The sequence below is a fragment of the Granulicella pectinivorans genome (genome assembly GCF_900114625.1).
GTDB lineage: Bacteria > Acidobacteriota > Terriglobia > Terriglobales > Acidobacteriaceae > Edaphobacter > Edaphobacter pectinivorans.
In genome coordinates, this window is sequence record NZ_FOZL01000001.1 from 1,047,185 (window position 1) to 1,065,214 (window position 18,030).

Annotated in this window: 14 protein-coding genes; 6 read left to right on the forward strand and 8 right to left on the reverse strand. The window is 63.8% G+C overall.

The window, feature by feature from the left end:
* The first annotated feature begins 124 nt into the window (after positions 1–124).
* Together BM400_RS04175 and BM400_RS04180 are read left to right on the forward strand one after the other, a co-directional pair.
* Entirely contained in the window at positions 125–1,762 is a 1,638-nt protein-coding gene (locus BM400_RS04175) for a M28 family peptidase (protein WP_245781674.1), read from the forward strand.
* 122 nt (positions 1,763–1,884) lie between these two features.
* Positions 1,885–3,606: an OmpA family protein gene (locus BM400_RS04180; protein ID WP_141223801.1), complete on the forward strand. Its 1,722-nt coding sequence runs from the start codon at positions 1,885–1,887 to the stop codon at positions 3,604–3,606.
* A gap of 79 nt (positions 3,607–3,685) precedes the next feature.
* On the opposite strand, the gene BM400_RS04185 is transcribed toward BM400_RS04180, so the two are convergent.
* A complete protein-coding gene (locus BM400_RS04185) occupies positions 3,686–4,396 on the reverse strand; it encodes a GntR family transcriptional regulator (protein WP_089836903.1) in 711 nt (236 codons plus the stop codon).
* Positions 4,393–4,731: a hypothetical protein gene (locus BM400_RS21570; protein ID WP_141223802.1), complete on the reverse strand. Its 339-nt coding sequence runs from the start codon at positions 4,729–4,731 to the stop codon at positions 4,393–4,395. Before BM400_RS21570 ends, BM400_RS04185 begins: the two co-directional genes overlap by 4 nt.
* Positions 4,732–4,747: 16 nt before the next feature.
* On the opposite strand from BM400_RS21570, the gene BM400_RS04190 reads away from it, so the two are divergent.
* Positions 4,748–7,831 carry a TonB-dependent receptor gene (locus BM400_RS04190; RefSeq protein WP_089836905.1) on the forward strand — a complete coding sequence of 1,028 codons (3,084 nt, stop codon included), beginning with the start codon at positions 4,748–4,750 and terminating at the stop codon, positions 7,829–7,831.
* Between the two features lie 186 nt (positions 7,832–8,017).
* Here BM400_RS04190 and BM400_RS04195 read toward each other — a convergent pair whose 3' ends face one another.
* Positions 8,018–10,069, reverse strand: a complete 2,052-nt coding sequence (locus BM400_RS04195) for an HAD-IIIC family phosphatase (protein WP_175528858.1) — start codon at positions 10,067–10,069, stop codon at positions 8,018–8,020.
* A 136-nt stretch (positions 10,070–10,205) separates the two neighbouring features.
* On the opposite strand from BM400_RS04195, the gene BM400_RS04200 reads away from it, so the two are divergent.
* A complete protein-coding gene (locus tag BM400_RS04200; protein WP_175528859.1) occupies positions 10,206–11,486 on the forward strand; it encodes a DUF2252 domain-containing protein in 1,281 nt (426 codons plus the stop codon).
* A 90-nt stretch (positions 11,487–11,576) separates the two neighbouring features.
* Here the strand turns inward: BM400_RS04200 and BM400_RS04205 are convergent, their stop codons facing one another.
* Positions 11,577–12,047, reverse strand: coding sequence for a ferritin-like domain-containing protein (locus tag BM400_RS04205; RefSeq protein WP_089836909.1), 471 nt, complete (start codon positions 12,045–12,047; stop codon positions 11,577–11,579).
* A gap of 220 nt (positions 12,048–12,267) precedes the next feature.
* On the opposite strand from BM400_RS04205, the gene BM400_RS04210 reads away from it, so the two are divergent.
* Positions 12,268–13,239 (forward strand): hypothetical protein, encoded by a 972-nt coding sequence (locus tag BM400_RS04210; protein WP_141223803.1) that lies wholly within the window; start codon positions 12,268–12,270, stop codon positions 13,237–13,239.
* 98 nt (positions 13,240–13,337) lie between these two features.
* On the opposite strand, the gene BM400_RS04215 is transcribed toward BM400_RS04210, so the two are convergent.
* Both BM400_RS04215 and BM400_RS04220 read right to left on the reverse strand, forming a co-directional pair.
* Positions 13,338–14,546, reverse strand: a complete 1,209-nt coding sequence (locus BM400_RS04215) for an FAD-dependent oxidoreductase (RefSeq protein ID WP_089836913.1) — start codon at positions 14,544–14,546, stop codon at positions 13,338–13,340.
* An 85-nt stretch (positions 14,547–14,631) separates the two neighbouring features.
* The gene (locus BM400_RS04220) at positions 14,632–15,789 is read right to left on the reverse strand and encodes a glycosyltransferase family 4 protein (protein WP_089836915.1); all 1,158 of its coding nucleotides are present in this window, start codon (positions 15,787–15,789) and stop codon (positions 14,632–14,634) included.
* A 129-nt stretch (positions 15,790–15,918) separates the two neighbouring features.
* Between BM400_RS04220 and BM400_RS04225 the strand changes: the two genes are divergently transcribed.
* Positions 15,919–16,680: an SDR family NAD(P)-dependent oxidoreductase gene (locus tag BM400_RS04225; RefSeq protein WP_089836918.1), complete on the forward strand. Its 762-nt coding sequence runs from the start codon at positions 15,919–15,921 to the stop codon at positions 16,678–16,680.
* Between the two features lie 83 nt (positions 16,681–16,763).
* Here BM400_RS04225 and galU read toward each other — a convergent pair whose 3' ends face one another.
* Positions 16,764–17,645 carry a UTP--glucose-1-phosphate uridylyltransferase GalU gene (gene galU / locus BM400_RS04230; protein WP_089836920.1) on the reverse strand — a complete coding sequence of 294 codons (882 nt, stop codon included), beginning with the start codon at positions 17,643–17,645 and terminating at the stop codon, positions 16,764–16,766.
* An 85-nt stretch (positions 17,646–17,730) separates the two neighbouring features.
* The gene (locus tag BM400_RS04235; protein WP_089836922.1) at positions 17,731–18,012 is read right to left on the reverse strand and encodes an AbrB/MazE/SpoVT family DNA-binding domain-containing protein; all 282 of its coding nucleotides are present in this window, start codon (positions 18,010–18,012) and stop codon (positions 17,731–17,733) included.
* Between the last annotated feature and the right edge of the window lie 18 nt (positions 18,013–18,030).

Below are 18,030 nucleotides of genomic sequence, written 5' to 3' on the forward strand. Positions count from 1 at the left end.
GAATGCGGGCAAGAGCCTTTGTGGCTCCATGGAACGCGCGCACAAAACCTGCGCGTCCTGGGGGATGACGCACCCCATTTGGCGGTAGACTGCCTCTTATCCGTTGTTGTGACGTGGAGGGTTTGTGAAGAAGCTTTTGGTGACGGCGTTGACGTTGATGAGTCCCGCTTTGTTGGGTCAGGTGGTCCCCCCCGCGGTGAAGGCAGCAGAGGCATCGGTGGATGCCGGGAAGATCCGCGCGCACGTCAAGTTCCTGGCCGACGACGCCCTCGAAGGCCGCTATCCCGGTCTGCGTGGAGCCGATATCGCGGCCAAGTACATCGCCACCCAGTTTGCCCTCGACGGCCTCCAGCCTGCCGGCGACAACGGCACCTTCTTCCAGTCGGTCAACTTCGTCGGCGTCAAGACGATTCCGGAGAAGACCTCGCTCAGCATCGGCTCCATGCCGCTCACCTTCGGTTCGGACTTCGTCGTCAGCAACCAGCAGCACACCGCCGGCGCGGAGATCGACGCGCCCATCGTCTTCGTCGGCTACGGCGTCACCGCGCCCGAGTACGGATGGGACGACTACAAGGGCATCGACGTTAAAGGCAAGGTGGTCCTGCTCATCGTGGGCGACCCACCCTCGGACGACCCCAAGTTCTTCAAGGGCAAGGCCATGACCTACTACGGCCGCTGGACCTACAAGTTCGAGCAGGCTGCCCGCATGGGTGCCGTCGGCGCGCTCATCATTCACCGCACCGACCTCGCCAGCTACGGTTGGAGCGTCGTCCAGCACTCCTGGAGCGGCGAAAAGACCTATCTCCGCGACGATCACAACCCAGCCCTGCAGGCCGCAAGCTGGATTCAGCTCGACGTCGCCGGAAAGATCTTCGCTGCAGCCGGCAAGAGCCCCGATGCCAACGCCGCCATCACCGAGGCCGGCAAGAAGGGCTTCAAGTCCTACGAGCTTCCCCTCCGGATCAAAGGCCACGTCGAAAGTGTGATCCGGCCCTTCCAAAGCCCGAACGTCGTCGGCAAGATTGCAGGGACGTCGACCGGCAAGGATCAGGCCGTGCTCTACTCCGCGCACTACGACCATCTCGGCTTCGTCCCCGGCATGGCTGGCGACAACATCTACAACGGAGCCGTCGACAACGGCACCGGCTCAGGCATCCTCCTCGAGATGGCTCGCGTCTGGGGTGCCATGCCCATCAAGCCTCCGCACACCGTCATCTTCGCCGCCGTCACCGCGGAGGAGCAGGGTCTGCTCGGCAGCGAGTACCTCGGCCAGCATCCACCCATCCCCGCCGGCCAGATCTCGCTCAACCTCAACTACGACGCGCTTCAGCCCATCGGCGATCCGCTCGAAGTCCAGGTAGCCGGAGCCGAGCGCACCACCTTCTACCCCACCCTCGAGGCTGTGGCCAAACGCTTCCACCTCGGCATCGTGCCGGAGGCCCATCCGGAGGCCGGCGGCTACTACCGCAGCGATCACTTCAGCATGGCGCGTATCGGCGTTCCTGCCTTCTCCATCGATGCCGGCGACCTGTATGTGGGGCACGACCGCGCATGGGGTCTGAAGCAGGGTGAAGACTATAACGAGCACCGCTATCACGACTTCTCCGACAACTACACCGAGTCCATGGACTTCACTTCGCTCGCCAAGATGACCCGCTTCGGCATCGAGCTTGGCTGGGAGGCACTCGCCGCCCCCAGCTCGGTCGGCTGGCAGCCCGGCGACGAGTTCGAACCCGCGCGCAAGGCGAGTCTCGCGCCATAACGCCAGCAACCCCGTCCGTTCCTGGAAAGAGTGTTGTTTTGCCGGGAAAAACGACAATCATCGCCGGTACACTGGTCCAACCTTTCCGTTTCCTTGTTTTGCTTCCTCAGGAGCCCAACTCTATGTCGCGTCGTGTTCGCCGAATCCAACAGGCTCTCTTGCTCGCCGTCTGTGTCTCTTCCATCTCCACCCTGGCGATCGCGCAGGACACGCCGATGGTGCCGATCCGGTTCCATCCCCAGAAGGAAGTGCGTGCCGACGGACCAGCCCCGGATCATGTCGAGATCTACGCGGGCTACGGGTACATTCACCCGTTCAGCAGCGGCATCGGCGGCTATCTCTACCAGCCGGTCTATAACCCCAATGCGACGGTGAGCATCACGGACTACTTCACGCGGCACTTCGGCGTGCAGGTGGAAGGCGGCTACTTCTCCGGGCCGAACTCCGATGTCATCGCGAATCAATGCAAGGCCAACGGGTTCGGCTGTTTGTACCGCGATCCCTCGTACTACACCGCGGAGGCCGGCCCGGTCGCACGGATGCAGTTCGGGCGGTTCGTCCCATTCATCCACGCGCTGGGCGGCGCGGCAAAGATCAATGGGCCCGTCTACCAGCCGCTCACCTGGGGTTATGCGGCGACAGGCGGGGGTGGTGTGGACTACATCCTGCCGTTCTGGCACGACCGCATCGCGATCCGCCCCATTCAGGCCGATTACCACTACTCGCATGTGGACTACGGCCCGCTGCTCGCCAACAACCTGGGTGGCGGCACCAGTGCGTTGTCTGCCTTCAAACTCTCCGGCGGTCTGGTCGCGCGGTTTGGCAGCATGGGCTCGGCCCCGCAGCAGGTAACGTTGGCCTGTCCCGTCTCCCCGGCTTCGATCTATCCGGGTGAGCCGCTCAGCGTGATGGCGCAGCCACTGAATCTCGTCCCCGGCCGCAAGGCGACCTACACCTGGACGACAACCGGCGGCAAGATCACGGCGGGCGAGGGCGGGGCGTCGATCGACACCACCGGCATCCCTCCCGGCGAGTACACCGTCACGGGACACGTCACGCAGGGCCGCAAGGGCATGCAGAGCGCGAGCTGCCAGGGCATGTTCACCATCCGCGCCTATGAACCCCCCACCATCTCCTGCACCGCGACCCCCAGCACCGTGCAGCCCGGCGGCTCCTCCACGATCGCGTCGAACGGCTTCAGCCCGCAGGGTCGCCAGTTGACGTACATGTACACCGCGAGCGCGGGCACCATTGTGGGCACGGGCTCGACCGGTACGCTTTCGACGGCTGGGGTGCCTCCAGGCACGATCCGTGTGACCTGCAGCCTGCTGGACGACCTTGGCAAGACTGCTTCGGCGACCACGATGGTGACCGTGACGGCACCGCCGGTGGCCATGGCTCTGCCGATGACCCAGCAACTATGCAGCGTCTCGTTCGAGCGGGACCGCAGGCGTCCGGTGCGGGTCGACAACGAAGCCAAGGCCTGCCTCGACGACGTGGCGCTCAACCTCAACCGCGACACGGGTGCGAAGCTGGTCGTCGTGGGGCGCTACTCCCCCGACGAGCAGCCTTTGCAGGGCGAGCAGCGGAGCGTGAATATCCAGACGTATCTTCTGGAAAAGGGAGTGGATGGAGGACGGATCGAGCTGCGCGTGGGCGACCCGTCGGGTCGTTCGGCAGACAGCATCCTGGTACCGGTGGGAGCGACCTACACGGATATCGGTACGACCTTCGATGCCGCTTCAGTGCATCCGCCGACGTACTCCATGAGGGCTCCGCGCCGGCATGTGACGCGTCGCCGCACCACGCACCGGGTGACCCGGCGCAGGAAGAAGACGAAGTAAAACGCAGGCGGAAAACGGCCAGGGAGAGCGATCTTCCTGGCCATTCTTATGTCGATTCACCGGAACTCAGGCCCTGACGCTAATCCGCTGACACCAGTTCGGCGGCGGCCGCCTTCTCCGCCTCCTGCTCTTCCATGGAAGCGAGCAGGGCATCCCGCACCAGGCGGATGTGGCGGCTCATGATCTGCTGCGCCCTGGTCCGGTCCCGCTCCTTCAGCGCACGAGCCACCTCGCGGTGCGACTCCGGGGTATCCGGAGACGTGAGCCGGTAGGTCTGCAGGCGGCACAGCCAAAGCTTGTTCTGGATGTTGTCGAAGACCCGCCGCAGCTCCTCGTTGCCTGTCCCGCTGACGATCAGGTCGTGAAAGTGGACATCCTCGTCGATGTAGTGGACCTTGTCGTTCTCGGCGAGATACTGGCAGGTGCGGGCGACGCTCGCCTCAAGTTCCGTGACTAGTTCGGTGGTGATGTCGCAGGTGGCTGCCGCGAAGACCTCGAGGGCCTCGCGCAACTCATACAGGTCGGCGATCTCCTTGGCGGTAAACCGGCGCAGAAACGCCCCGCGGCGCGGCTCGATGCGGACCAGTCCCTCACCCTGCAGCGTATTCAGGGCCTCACGGACGGGGCTCTTGCTGATGCCGAGGTGGCGCGCGAAAAAATCCTCGGTCAGGCGCGCCTCCACGTCGAGGTGTCCCTCCAGGATGTACTGCTTGATGCTCAGGTGTGCTCGTTCAGTGAGACTTGCTGATGAATCGAGCTTCTCCAGCTTGGTGATTGCGCCATAGCTCATGCTTTTTCGTCCTCGAAACAAAACGAGTCTACAGCACCAGATGACAAAACGATGACAATTGGTTTTTTAGCCTGACGGGAATGGGCCGAGAAAAACAATTCATCGAATTTTGATATCTGATATCTTATCCACGTACCCACCTGTATCCAGCGCTTTTCCGAACGAATCACGACCCCTCCCGGAGCGTAGAGTCTCTCATCTCCGCCGAGCCTGGTCATAGATTTCGCCTCTGGTTTGCAGCAGCTTCCATTGGACCCGCTTTCTTTTCTCCCCGCGACGAGCGTGGCCTTCCGCCGCACCGCACGCGGTCCAAAGAACGAACCAACTTGTTTCATTTACAGGAGACCTCCCTTGAAACGCACCGTCTGGCTCTTTATCCTCACCCTCTTCTTCGTTACCGCGGGTGCGCTTGCGCAGTCGACCGGAACCATCTCCGGAATTGTGACCGATGCGACGGGAGCGGTTATCCCGGGTGCGCAGGTTGCGATCCTCGGCCTTGCCACGGGCTCCGCGCGTAACACCGTGTCCGACAGCGCCGGCAGCTTCACCGCCCCCTCGCTCCAGCCCGGTGAGTACTCCATCGTGGTCAACGCCTCCGGTTTCGGCAAGTTCACCATCCCACGCCTCGTTCTCGAGGTGAACACCACCGCGACCGCCAATGTGAAGCTCTCCGTGTCGAGTGCGGGTGAGACGGTCCAGGTCGAAGCCGCTCCGGCCCCGATCGAGGCCCAGACCACCACGCTTGGACAGGTCATCGACCGCGAGACCGTACAGCAGATTCCGCTCAACGGCCGTCACTTCCTGGACCTCACGAACCTGACCCCCGGCACGGTCGTTCCGCCCAATAATGGAAGCCTGACCGCTCCCAGCCGCGGCCTTGGAGCCAACTCGTTCGATACCGCCGGCAACCGCGAAGACACCAATAACTTCCAGGTCAACGGCATCAACCTGAACGACATGACGCAGAACCAGATCACGTTCCAGCCTTCGATTAACACGACCTCCGAATTCAAGATCATCAACTCGACGTTTTCTGCGGAGTATGGCCGCTCGTCCGGATCGATCGTGAACGTGAGCACGCGCTCGGGCACCAACAAGTTCCACGGCGAAGGCTTCGACTACATCCGCAACAACTACTTCGACGCCCGCAACTTCTTCAACCGCGCCACCCCCCTCGCCTCGGGCCGCCAGAACCAGCTCAACCGCCACAACTTCGGCGGCGCCTTCTCCGGGCCCGTCTTCAAGGACAAGACCTTCTTCTTTCTCAGCTATGAGGGCCTCCGCCAGAAGCAGGGCATCCTGCTCACCAGCAACGTGCCGACCGCCGCCCAGCGCGCGCAGTTCGCCACCAGCCCGGCGGGCGCGGCATATGCGACGATCATCAACGTTCTGCCCATCGGCGTGGAGACCACAACGAACGGCGTGACCACGGCCGTGGCCTCGGGCTCCTCGCCCGGACCGGTGAAGACCGACCAGTTCAGCGGCGATCTCTTTCACAACCTCACCACCGCCGACACCCTTCACCTCTACTATGCGTGGCAGCAGGATGCCCGCACCGAGCCCAATCTGCAGGGCAACACTGTTGCCGGCTTCGGCGATCATCGCGGAGCGCACCGGCAGATCGGCACCATCAACGAAGTTCACGTCTTCTCGCCGCGTATGGTCAACGAGGCCCGCATCGGCTTCAACCGTATCGCGATCTCGTTCAACCAGAACTTCACCGGGCTCTCCAGCGCCTACGGCATCAACAACGGCGTGACGTCCCCCCTTGGTCTTCCGCAGATTACCGTGACCGACCTTGGCCTGAACTTCGGCGGGCCCTCGGGCTTTCCGCAGGGACGCTTCGTGACCACCGGGGTCTTCTCCGACACCCTCAACTACCTTGTCGGCAAGCACTCCATCAAGGTGGGCGGCGAGTTCCGCCGCTTCGAGGGCAACAACTTCTCGCAGACCGCCGGCACCGTCAACTTCACCACCACCGCCAACTTCATCAACGGCCTCGCCAACACCTTCACCGGCAACGCCTCGAACGTCGTCAGCCGCATCTTCGACTCCTCGGCTGCCGGCTTCCTGCAGGATAGCTGGAAGATGACCCCCCGCCTCACGGCGGAGCTTGGCTTCCGCTTCGAGTGGAACGGCACCTTCACCGAGGGCGCTCACCGCTTCGTGAACTTCCTTCCCGGGTCCGGCACCCTTACTCAGGTCGACCAGCCCTACAACCAGAACTACAACTACTCGCCCCGCGTCGGCTTCATCTACGACTTCTTCGGCACGGGCAAGACGGTCGTCCGCGGCGGCTTCGGCATTATGGCGGACCAGCCGAACGAAGGTGTCGTCTCCGGCCTTGCGGGCAATCCGCCGAACTCGTCGCCGGTCTCGCTCTCGGGCGGCAACCTGGCGGTGGGCACGCTGTACACCAAGGCGGCTGTCAGCGGCCTCGCTCCTTCGGCCACCAACACCAACTACCGCAACGCCTACATGGAGTCCTACAACCTCAACGTCCAGCAGGATCTTGGCTTCGGCACCGTCCTGCAGGTCGGCTATATCGGCTCCGGCGGACGTCACCTCCGCATGCCGCTGAACATCAACCAGTTCGTTACGCCCAACGGCACGAGCACCGTGCGGCCCTTCCCCACCGTCTCCGCTGCCAGCCTCATCCGGCCCAGCGCGGCGCTCGGCAACATCTCGCAGGTCGCCTATGCGGGCATGTCCAGCTATAACGCTCTATGGATTACCGCCCGCAAGAGCCTCCACGGCGGCCTTGAGCTCAACTCCAGCTACACGTTCTCGAAGTCGCTCGATCTGAACTCGCTCTCGGGCAACGGCGTCCAGAACAACGTCAACCCCGCCGGCGACTACGGCCGCTCCGACTTCGATGTCCGTCATCACTTCGTATTCAGCGGCATCTGGACGCTGCCCTTCCACGGCAACCGCGCCAAGGAAGGCTGGCTGCTGGCCTCCATCGTGCAGGCGCAGGGCGGCAACCCGCTCAACGTGACGACCTCCAACACGTCGATCACGGGCAGCGGAAGCATCCGTCCCACGCTGATCGGGACCTACTCCACCGGGCGCGGCGCCCTCCTGCCCAGCGGCAACATCCCGTTCATCAACGCAACCGTCTGCACCACCATCACGACGGGCTGCACCTTCTACACGCAGACCAACGGATTCGGAAACCTGAGCCGCAACAAGCTGAACGGACCCGGCTTCTCGGACGTCGATCTCTCGCTGCAGAAGACGACGAAGATCGCCGCGTCGGTCAACCTGGTGCTGCGGATCGACTCGTTCGATCTGCTGAACCACGTCAACCTTGCCAACCCGAATCTGACGGCATCGACCACGGGAACGTTCGGCCAGATCACGGCGACGCGCAACCAGGTCGGCGATGCCGGCTCGTCAAGGCAGCTCCAGTTGAGCGGCAAGTTCACCTTCTAACCCTCACTCGCAGCAAAGCAAACGGCGTCCCTTTCTCGGGGCGCCGTTTTTCTTGTTTCGAAAGGCTGTCCTGCCGGACGGACCCGCTGCGAGCGAGGCGGTCACGGCGCTTGCGGCAGAACCTTCCTGACGTGTATCCCGGTCGTGGCGCAGTGTTGTCGTGCGGGCCTCCCGTTGGTCGGGACTTTATGTGGTCGTTACGGCGAGCCACTCCGGATCCGCAGGGACCTCGCCACCCGGCCAGAGCCAGCCGTCCGCATCCTTCTGAAATCCATTCGCCGCGAACACCTCCCGGCAGGGCTGGTTGCGCTCCGTCTCCACGATCGCGCCACGCAGCACCGGCGTTCTCCGGCGAGCCTCGTTCAGGAGAGCCGTCTCGATCCCGAAGCCGAAGACGCGGCAGCTCAGCACCCAGATCGCAATCTCCTCGCCCTCCAACACCATGACCGACACAATGCCCATGCCGCCGAACTTGTCCGCCGCCTCTGCCACCAGGATGCGGTGCGTGTCGCTCTTCGACCATGCCGCCATCTGTTGCCTGGTCACCCGGCTGCCGCGGATATTGAACTGATTCGTCCGGTTGACGAGCTCCACCGCCCGGTCGAGCTCCTTCGGCACTAGGGTGCGGATGGACACACGCAGGCCAAGGCCGGCCAGGACTGCGCCGGAATCCCCCCCGAGCTCCTCCTGGAGCTCCTGCCGCTTCTTGCGGTCGGCGTAGAACTGGGTGCGGTCGGCCCCCTTCTGCTCGGGCAGGGAGGTGGCCCACCAGTCCAGCATCCTCCAGGGCCCTTCGTCCAGCGCATCCAGCGCGAGAAGCCCCGGATGCGCGGCAGAGACCATCTCCCGCTCGTCCGCGCGATCGTCGATGAAGACGAAGTCCTTGGCGTCGAGGTTCAGCTCGGCGGCGATTCTGCGGACGCTGGTGCTCTTCAGCTCCCAGTGGATCTGCTGGGAGACAAAGTCGTTCGCTCCCAGCACGGCACCGTCCCAGCGGATATTGCTGGCGTCGTTCTTCGAGGCGATCGCGAGCAGAATACCCTTGGCGCGGAGGCGCTTGAGCGTCTGCTGGCGGTCGCGGTGGTGCTGGACGGCACCCTCGCCGATGACACCCGCCCAGAGCGTGTGATCCAGGTCGACGACGACGACCTTTCTCCCGGTCAGGCCGGCGACCGCGCCGATGAAGTCGGTGTAAATCTCGGCGAGGCGCAGCGAGAGCACGGTGGGATGGACCGACTCGGTCGAGTAGAACTTGCGGGAGAGGTTGATGTCTCCGAATCGGGCCAGAAGCGCGCGTTCATCGATCAGCATCGCCGGACGCGGCGCGCTGGCATTGTGCTCACGGAGTGTGGTGTCGAGTAGCTCGTTGACGCGTTTGGCCGCCGTCCGCCGGGCGTAGGCGGTGATGAGGTTCTTCGCGAAGGAGAGGGGCGTGCCGTCGTGGCGGCGGACGTTCGCGGTGTTGTGGACGTAGACGCCGCACTCGAAGAGGTCGCCCAGCATCCGGAACGTGGGCAGCATCTGGGCGTGGGCCTCGTCCGCCAGGGTCCGCAGGGTGGCCGGACCGCTGCGGATGCCCTGCAGGAAGTGGGTGCGGGCCAGCGAGAGGTTCTGCTCGTAAGTGTAGGGGCTGTAGCAGACGAGGTCGAAGCGATCCGCGGCGTGGGTGCGCAGAAGCGCGTTCATTTCCACAGGGTTCTTGCTGGCGGCGAAGACCGGCCGGAGCGTGATGCCGCGCTCCAGCAGAAGAGCGGCCAGGAAGGTCGTGATATCGAGGAAAAGGCAGTCGCCCACCAGCAGAATCTTGATCTCGCGGCTGGTCCGCACGTTGGTCGTAACCAGTTCGCGCCAGCGGTCCAGCCGTGCGGTGAAGGCCTCGAGCTCCGCCGGGGGAACCTTTCCGGCGAGGATTTTCACAAGGGCGTCGCGGTCCTGTTGAAAAACCGTCTCGCGGCGCGCAATCAACTCGTCGAGGGTTTCGGCGGGCCAATGCAGTTGCTTCATGCGTTCGCCCAGAAACAGGCTCCGCCAGTCCGCGCCGTTCGGGCCGAGCGAGCGGATCAGGTAATGCACCAGGGGAAGAGTCTCCCAGGTGATGAACGTCTCGTGACCCATGGAGGCGACGGTGGAGGAAAACTTGTCCCACCGCGCTAGGGGCTCGCCCAACGCCTCGGCGGCTGCTCTCTCCGCCGCGGCCAGCGCACGGGCTACTGCAGGCAGAGGTTCCTCAGGGCCCACGCTCGATGCTCCTTGTCCTGTCATTGCGTTCATGGATAGGTTAACCCTCTCATCGTCGCATGAAGTCCGTACGGAAGCCCCGGTTTGCCGTAAACTTCTGTGCATTGTGTCGAAAAAGAAAACAGACAAGCCGAAAGTGCCCACGACACCCATTCTTCCAGCCGTCGCGCCCCCCTCGGCAAAGCTGCTTGCCCGCTGGGACCCCAGTCTGCGCACCTACGATCCGCTCGCGCTTCTCGCGCGCGCCATGGAGGGACGCGTCCCCGCGCTGGCTTCGGTCAAGTACGAGCGGATGGCTGCCTCTTCCTTCGGCTTCTTCCGGGGTGCCGCTCCCATCATGGCGGCGGATCTTGCGCTGACGCCGCACTCCGGCATCGTGAACCAGATCTGCGGCGACGCCCACGTCCAGAACCTTGGGGCCTACGCCGGACCCGATGGCCGGCTCATCTTCGACATCAACGACTTCGACGAGACCATCCGAGCGCCGTTCGAGTGGGACGTAAAGCGCATGACCACCAGCATCCTGCTCGCGGGCCGGCAGGCCTGCTTCAAACACACCGGCTGCGCGTCGGCTGCGTCCATCTTTCTGGCCACGTACTGCAACCTCATGCGTGAGTTCTCGCGCATGCCTGTGCTGGAGGTGGCGCGCTACCAGGTCCATCGCCTTGCTGCGTCGGCACCCATCTCCCGGGCGCTGCGCAAGGCCAAACGGCAGACCCCGGACCTGACCGTGGAAAGCCTCACCGAGCCCGGGAAGCCGGGCCGCATCTTCAAATCGCAGCCGCCTCTCCTGCGCCGCGTGACAGGAACCGAACGGGCAGAGGTGCTGGCCTCTCTCGATACCTATCTCCCCAGCCTGCTCCCTGAGCGACGGCACTTCTTCGCGCAGTACCGGCCCGTCGACGTCGCGTTCAAGGTGGTCGGCACCGGCTCCGTCGGGCTCCGCGACTACTGCGTCTACATGGAAGGCAACGGCCCAGGCGATCCGCTCTTCCTGCAGGTCAAGGAGGAGGTTCCTTCCTGCTACACCCCTTACGTCACCCCCAGCCCGTCGCAGGCAGCGCACGAGGGGCAGCGCGTCGTCGAAGGCCAAAGGGCGATGCAGCTCCAGTCCGACCCTCTGCTGGGATGGACGACCTGCGATGGGCGCAGTTACCTGGTGCGGCAGCTCCATGACCATAAGGCAACGGTCGATGTCACCAGGCTCAGCCTCGAAGGCCTCATCCAGTACGCGCTGGTCTGTGGCGAAATGCTGGCCCGCGGCCACGCCCGTTCCGGCAACGCGCGCGATCTCGCTGCGTACTTTGCCAAAGCCAAACCTTTCAAAAAAGCCATGCTCACCTACGCCCTCGCCTACGCCGACCAGACCGAAAAGGACTGGAAGGCCATGCTGAAGGCCGGCAAACCGAAGGCTTAACGACCGCACAGGCTACGGAAGGCCGTAAGCGACACGGTCTTCCGTAGCCTGTGCAGGCATGCTCTGAGCAAAAGTGGCGTTCCCGGGCAGTTAGTCGGCGATGCCTGCGTCGGGTGGATCCTCGTTCAGGGCGGTGGCAAGGGCGACCAGGTGATCCTGCTCGTCGGTGAGGATCTGGCGCAGCGTCTCGGAGAGGGCAAACTCGTTCAACTCGTCGGCCTGCTTCACGCGCCGGCGGTAGTTGGCAATCGTCTCCTTCTCGTTTTCGAGATCGAAGCGCAGCATGTCGGTGGCCTTGTCGCTGGTCTTGACCGGCTTGGGCGTCACGGAGGGCATGCCGCCCAGGTAGTCGATCTGGTAAGCGAGCTTGATGGCGTGCTGGAGCTCTTCACCGGCATGGACCTCGAGTTCGGCGGCGATATTCATGTACTGCGCGCCTTTGAGCACCTGCGAGTAGTTCACGTAGGCGATGATCGCCTGGTATTCGCGGGAGAGATCCTCATTGAGGAGTTCGATCAGCTTCTCCCGGGTAATTCCGGTCTTCGTTTCTGGGGTGGACATGGTGCCTCCTGTTTCTTTCTCCGTGAGATGCCATCCGGCTGAATTTTGATGGCTTCAGCCTAGGGCCCCACGGTGCAGTACCCTCCGGAAAACTTAACCCCGAAGTCACGCGGATACGGATATGCTTTGAATCAATCCAGCATTCCCGAAGTGGAACCTCCCCGTCCGTGCGGGATCCATGTGCTGCGATGAGGCTTTTTTGAACGACGAGGAGTGAACCATGCGTATGCGGTGCAGGATGATGGCCTGGATGGTGGTGGCGGCTTCGAGTTTGGGGTGGGGACAGCAGACCGGGACAGCTCCGGCGATGCCCGCCCCGACGGTAGAACAGGCTCCTGTGGAGGCAGTTCCCGCGCCAGCCGCGAAGGCACCGGAGAAGCCCAGGGGAAAGAAGGGCAAGGAGGTGTACACGGGGCCGGCCAATATCGTCGAGCAGCCCGCGACGCCGATGCTCGATGAAGAGGGGCGGCAGCGTCTCGACCCGGACGGCAAACCCATGTTCAACGCGCCGGTGAAGCAGCAGAGGGACAAGAAGGGGCATCCGCTGTTCGATGGCGACGGCAAGCCGGTGTTCCAGACGGCGACCGACCTGGGCTACGACGAGAAGGGCAAGAAAATCAAGAACAAGAAAGAGAAGCCGCCCAGGGTGGTGAAGGTTGCAATTACGCGGGGGACGCTGACCATCGACGGCATGACGGGTAAAGCGGCGCTGAACTATGACATTCCCGACCTGAAGTACATCTACCTGTACGCACCGGGCATCGGCGTGACGATCGTTTCGAATGAGCCGTTTCCGGGCGCTACGGAGCAGAAGAACGGGTTCAACGACAAGACGCTGCTGGTGACGGCGGAGGGCCACACGCTGGAGCTGTATTCCGCCGACACGCGATTGTTGGGCAAGAAACCGGCGTCGGCGTACGTGCGTCTGGATCGCGAGTTCAAGCTGCCGACGAGGTTTCCCGTCATGGGGTATGGGACGCTGCGGGTTCCGCCGTACGGGTGGCCGGGCGCGAAGGAGGTCAAGGCCTTGGCGGGGGCTCCTCCGCTGCCGAAGAACCTGCGTCCCGTGGTGTTGCTGCCACCATGTCCGGCGGGGCAGATGAGGGAGGCTGGGCGGAGGCCGCTGCCGGGAGAGACGCTGCCCGATCCGCCGTGCGTGGCGATCAAGCCCAAGGCGTCTCCAGCGCAGTAAAAGGCGTGTCCTGCCGGACGGGCAGGCCTTTTTCTGCTTCGCGTGGTCCTCCCGTTGGCCGGAGATCAAATTCCGAGCAACGCGAGGACCAGCGACATTTACGACATGTGTTTCGGCTGCATGCGGCTGTAGAGGTCCGCGATCACCCGAACGGCGCGTTCCGCCTCGCCGCGATCCGGCGTCTCGTTGGCATCGTTCCAGCCTGAAGCTTCGCCCTGCTCGCTGGACTGAACGACGATTCCGTCGCGCCGCGCCAGCACGTTCACCTGCCGGTAGTAGAAGCCGTAGTTGACCTCGGGCTGAGGGATCAGCCAGCCGATCTGGCCGCGCACCGGCGTGATGGAGGCGTCGTTGAAGAGCGCCTTGGCCCCGTAGCCGGTGCAGTGGATGATGGACTTCTGCGGGATCTTCACGAACTCGGACGGCTCGTGGAACTCCATCGTCTCGATCTTGCCGCCGGCGATGTAAAAGTCGTTGAGCAACTGGCGGGAGTAGTCGGCGACGTTGAACTGGAGGCTGGTGGTGCGACGGCATTCATCGACCGGGAAGGGATACGAGCCCGGGGGCAGCGTCTGAAACTTCGGTGTCAGATCGCCGATCAGGTGCTCGTACCGGGCAAACTCGAGATCCTCGGTGCCGGCCGGTCGAGGGCTGGGCGGCGGGGAGTTCTTGTCCGAGAGCATGTAGCGGTCGGTGTACTCGATGGGGTTGCCGGGCATGCCCAGATAGGACTGGTACATCGACCAGGACGCGCGGGCCATCTTCTCCCACTGCGCGGCGAACGTGGGCGGTGCGTCCTTGACGAGGGCGATGCGGGAGTCGGGCGTCCAGGAGCCGGTGGCGCGTGCGCTGCGGACTTCGGGCGGACGCTCCTTGGCGTAGATCGTGACGCTGGCACCCGCGCGCTGGGCGAGGATGGCGCTGGTAAGCCCGAGCGCCCCGCAGCCAATGACGGCGATGTCGCGGTCGCCGTTCGAGAGCGCTTTTTCGACAGCGAACTTGCCGGATCCCCAGGAGAGCGACCAGCCGGAGCCGCCGTGGCCGTAGTTGTGAACGACGAGCTTGCCGGCGATCTGTTCCGTGTCCATGCGTGGCCCCATCGCCCGAAACGGCCGGAGGCAGACGGTGATGCGGAAGAGCCGGTCTTCGTGGGCGCGGATGGGGTTGATGGGCTGCACGGCGTCGTAGAAGGGCAGGCGCGGCGGCGGCGGTGTGGCGGCCAGGTTCTTCTTGCCGGGGGCGCAGCCGGCGAGGGCGAGGGCAGCGGTCGAGGCGGCTGCCTGATGCAGGAAATGACGGCGATTCATCCGGGCTCCTGGTTGAGCGTGCTGTGGTTGGTCTTACTGTAGCGTATGACGGAGCTCCAGCCGGATGGGCGCGGAGCCATGAAGGTTATTGTTTGCCGGTCAGGTTCTGGAGCAGGTCGACCCAGCGATCTCCATACTGGGTCCATCCGCCGAGGTGCTGGACACGCTCCAGAGCGGCGGCGCTCATGCGCTGCTGAAGGGCGGGATCGTCGGCGAGTTGCTGCATGCGGCTGGCGAGGGCATCGACATCGCGGACGGGCACGATGTACCCTTCGACGGAGTCGGTGAAGAGGTCTTCCGCACCGGTGTTGGTGCTGGCCAGGACGGGGAGGCCGCAGGCGAGAGCCTGTCCCTGGACGAGGGCGAGGCCTTCTTCGATGGATGGGAGTACGAGGACGTGGCTGCTGCTCATGATCGCGGTCAGCTCCGACTGCGGGACGGCACCGAGGATCTCGACGTGGTCCTGCGGGAACCGGGCGATGACGGGACGCATCCAGTCGGGCACGGAGCCGATGATGCGGAGACGCTTGCCGGGATGCTTCAGCTTTGCGAAGGACTGCAGAAGGTAGGGGATGCCTTTGCGCAGAGCGACGCCGCCCACGAAGAGGACTTCGAAGCGGTCTGCGGGAGGGTCGGCTACCTTTTTGAAGTTTTCAAGGCGGACGCCGTAGGGGATGGTGTGGATCTTTTCGGCGGCCACGCCCATCTCGATGAAGGAGCGCGCGGCAAAGGTGCTGGGGACGGTGATGGCGTCGGCGGCTGCGTAGATCTTTTCTTCGCGGATGGTGTCGCGGATATCGGAGACGGGGCGGTCGACATTCCAGCGGCGCTGCTCGTCGGCGACGATCTCTTCCTGGTAGCGCTGGTGCGAGGAGCCACGGTCGCAGACGAACTTTCCGCCGCGGGATTGGACGAGTTGCCCGGTTTTGAGGCCGGCTCCGGAGATGCCGATGAAGGCGTCGCAGGGCGGAATGCGGCGGAGGGTCCACTCGTCGAAGAGGAGTGCGTTGGCATAGCCGAGGTGATCGCCCAGCCAGCGGGGCATCAGGTTTCTCTGGCCCAGAATCATCTCGGGTGTGTGGATCCAGGGGAAGGACTCGACCCGTGGCTGGGGAAGACCCTCGCGTTTGAGCCGCGCCCATGGCCAGGTGGAGTAGATGCGCTCGAGGTGTCCACGGCGCTCGAACTCGCGGGCCAGCTCAAAGTGGTGGTACACACCAAAGACAGCCTGGGTGACGATCACGGAGGTTTGGTGCCTTTCGCCTGGAGGGTTCGCGATGCGCGTGCCTCCAGTGTACCGTGAGCGTTTCGTGGGGACGATTCGGCTGCGCCGGGAAGCCGCACAGCACCGTCCGCGCAGTAAAATCGGCGGATGCGCGTTGCAGTGGTCACAGGTGCGGGGCAGGGAATTGGGCGGCGGACGGCAGAGATGCTCGCCGCACGTGGGTATGGCGTGGCGATGATCGATCTGCGCGGCTCGGCGGAGACGGCTGCGGCGATTGCGGGCGATTGCCTCGACTTTGCCGGGGATGTGTCGGACGAAGGCACGGTCGCGGCTTTTGTCCAGGCAGTGATGGCCCAATGGGGGCGCGTCGATGTGCTGGTGAACAACGCCGGGATCAGTTTTATCGCCCCGGCTGAGACGGTGTCGGTCGCGGACTTCCGCAAGGTGCTGGAGATCAACCTCGTCGCGCCGTTTCTGTTGTCGAAGGCCTTTGGGACGGTGATGCTGGCGCAGGGCGTGGGGGCGATGGTGAATGTGGCCTCGATCGCCGGGTTGGTCGGTATCGGAGACCGCTCGGCCTACAACGCCAGCAAGCACGGCCTGATCGGCCTGACGCGGACGCTCGCCGCGGAGTGGGGCGGGCGTGGCGTGCGCTCGAATGCGGTGTGTCCGGGGTGGGTGAAGACGGAGATGGATGTCGCGGACCAGGCTGGTGGCGGCTACACGGACGCCGATATCGGGAATCGCGTTCCGATGGGGCGCTTCGCCAAACCCGAGGAGATCGCGCAGGCGATCTGTTTCCTCGCGGACCCGGAGTTGAGCGGCTTTGTGAATGGACAGACGCTGGCCGTCGATGGAGGATGGACGGCGGACGGAAGCTGGGAGACTTTGCGGATGCGGAAACGCTAGCCGCCCCGCTGCGCGCAGATCCCCGGAGGACCAGGCGCAGTGGGAAAAGGCGTGTGGGCGCTCGCCGCCCGTCTAGGGCGATCTTAGAAGTTTTGTGTCTTCAGCCAGTTGCGGAAGTCTCCGCCCAGCTTCGGATGCTTCAGCGCCAGCTCGACCGTCGCGCGCAGGAAGCCCTGCTTGTCGCCGGCATCGTGACGCTTGCCCTCATAGCTGAATCCGTAGACCTTCTCATACTGCAGCAGCGCCAGAATGGCGTCGGTGAGCTGAAGCTCGCCGCCCGCGCCGGGCTTGATGGTTTCGATCATCTCGAAGATGCGCGGCGTAAGGATGTAGCGGCCGATGATGGCGTTCTGCGACGGCTGCGTCCCGGGCGCAGGCTTTTCGACCATGCCGGAGACGGAGAGCAGACGCGGGTTGGTCGCATCCGGAGTGCAGTCCAGGCAGCCGTACGCGGAGATCGCGTCGCCTTCGACGACTTCGGAGCCGAGGATCGACGACTGTGTCTCGTGGAAGGCTTCGACCATCTGCTTCATGCATGGGGTGGAGGCGTCGACGATATCGTCTGGAAGCAGCACGCAGAACGGTTCATTGCCGACGATCTCCTTGGCCATCAGCACGGCGTGTCCCAGGCCGAGTGCTTCGGGCTGGCGCACGTAGACGATCTTGGCGAGCTTCGAGACCGACTGCGCGATCTCGAGCAGGGCGATCTTGTTCTTAGCCAGCAGTGAGGCTTCGAGTTCGGCGGACTTGTCGAAGTGGTCCTCCATGGTGGTCTTGCCGCGGCCCGTCACAATGATGATCTCGGTGCATCCGGCCGCAACAGCCTCCTCGACGCCGTACTGGATCAGCGGCTTGTCGACCAGACAGAGCATCTCCTTCGGCGTGGACTTGGTGGCGGGAAGAAAGCGGGTTCCCATGCCTGCGGCGGGGAAGACGGCTTTGCGGATCTTCTGAGGTGTGGACATGGGTCTTGGGACTCTCTCTCTCTCGTGAGGGGTTTAGAGCATCATCCTAACAAACGTGTGGATATTGCGATGTGACACGATTGGGTCATTGGACATCGATGCCATCCGCGAGGTCGGGAGCCACGAGACGAAAGCGATTCGTATCGAAGGTGTAGAACTCGGTCGCATCGACCTTGCGGGCGCAGGCGAGCAAAAGAGCGTCATACGCAATCCCTCCCGTGAGGCCTTCCTCAGGGCGAATAACGATCGATTCGCCCGCCTGCTCCAGAGGAATCCGGGTTCCCGAAACAAGGTGCAGTGCGTCCCGCATCTGCTTCGGGACGACGAACCGGCCTGCCTTAACGATCTCCGCCACGGTGGTCATCATGCCATGATGTCGCTCGAA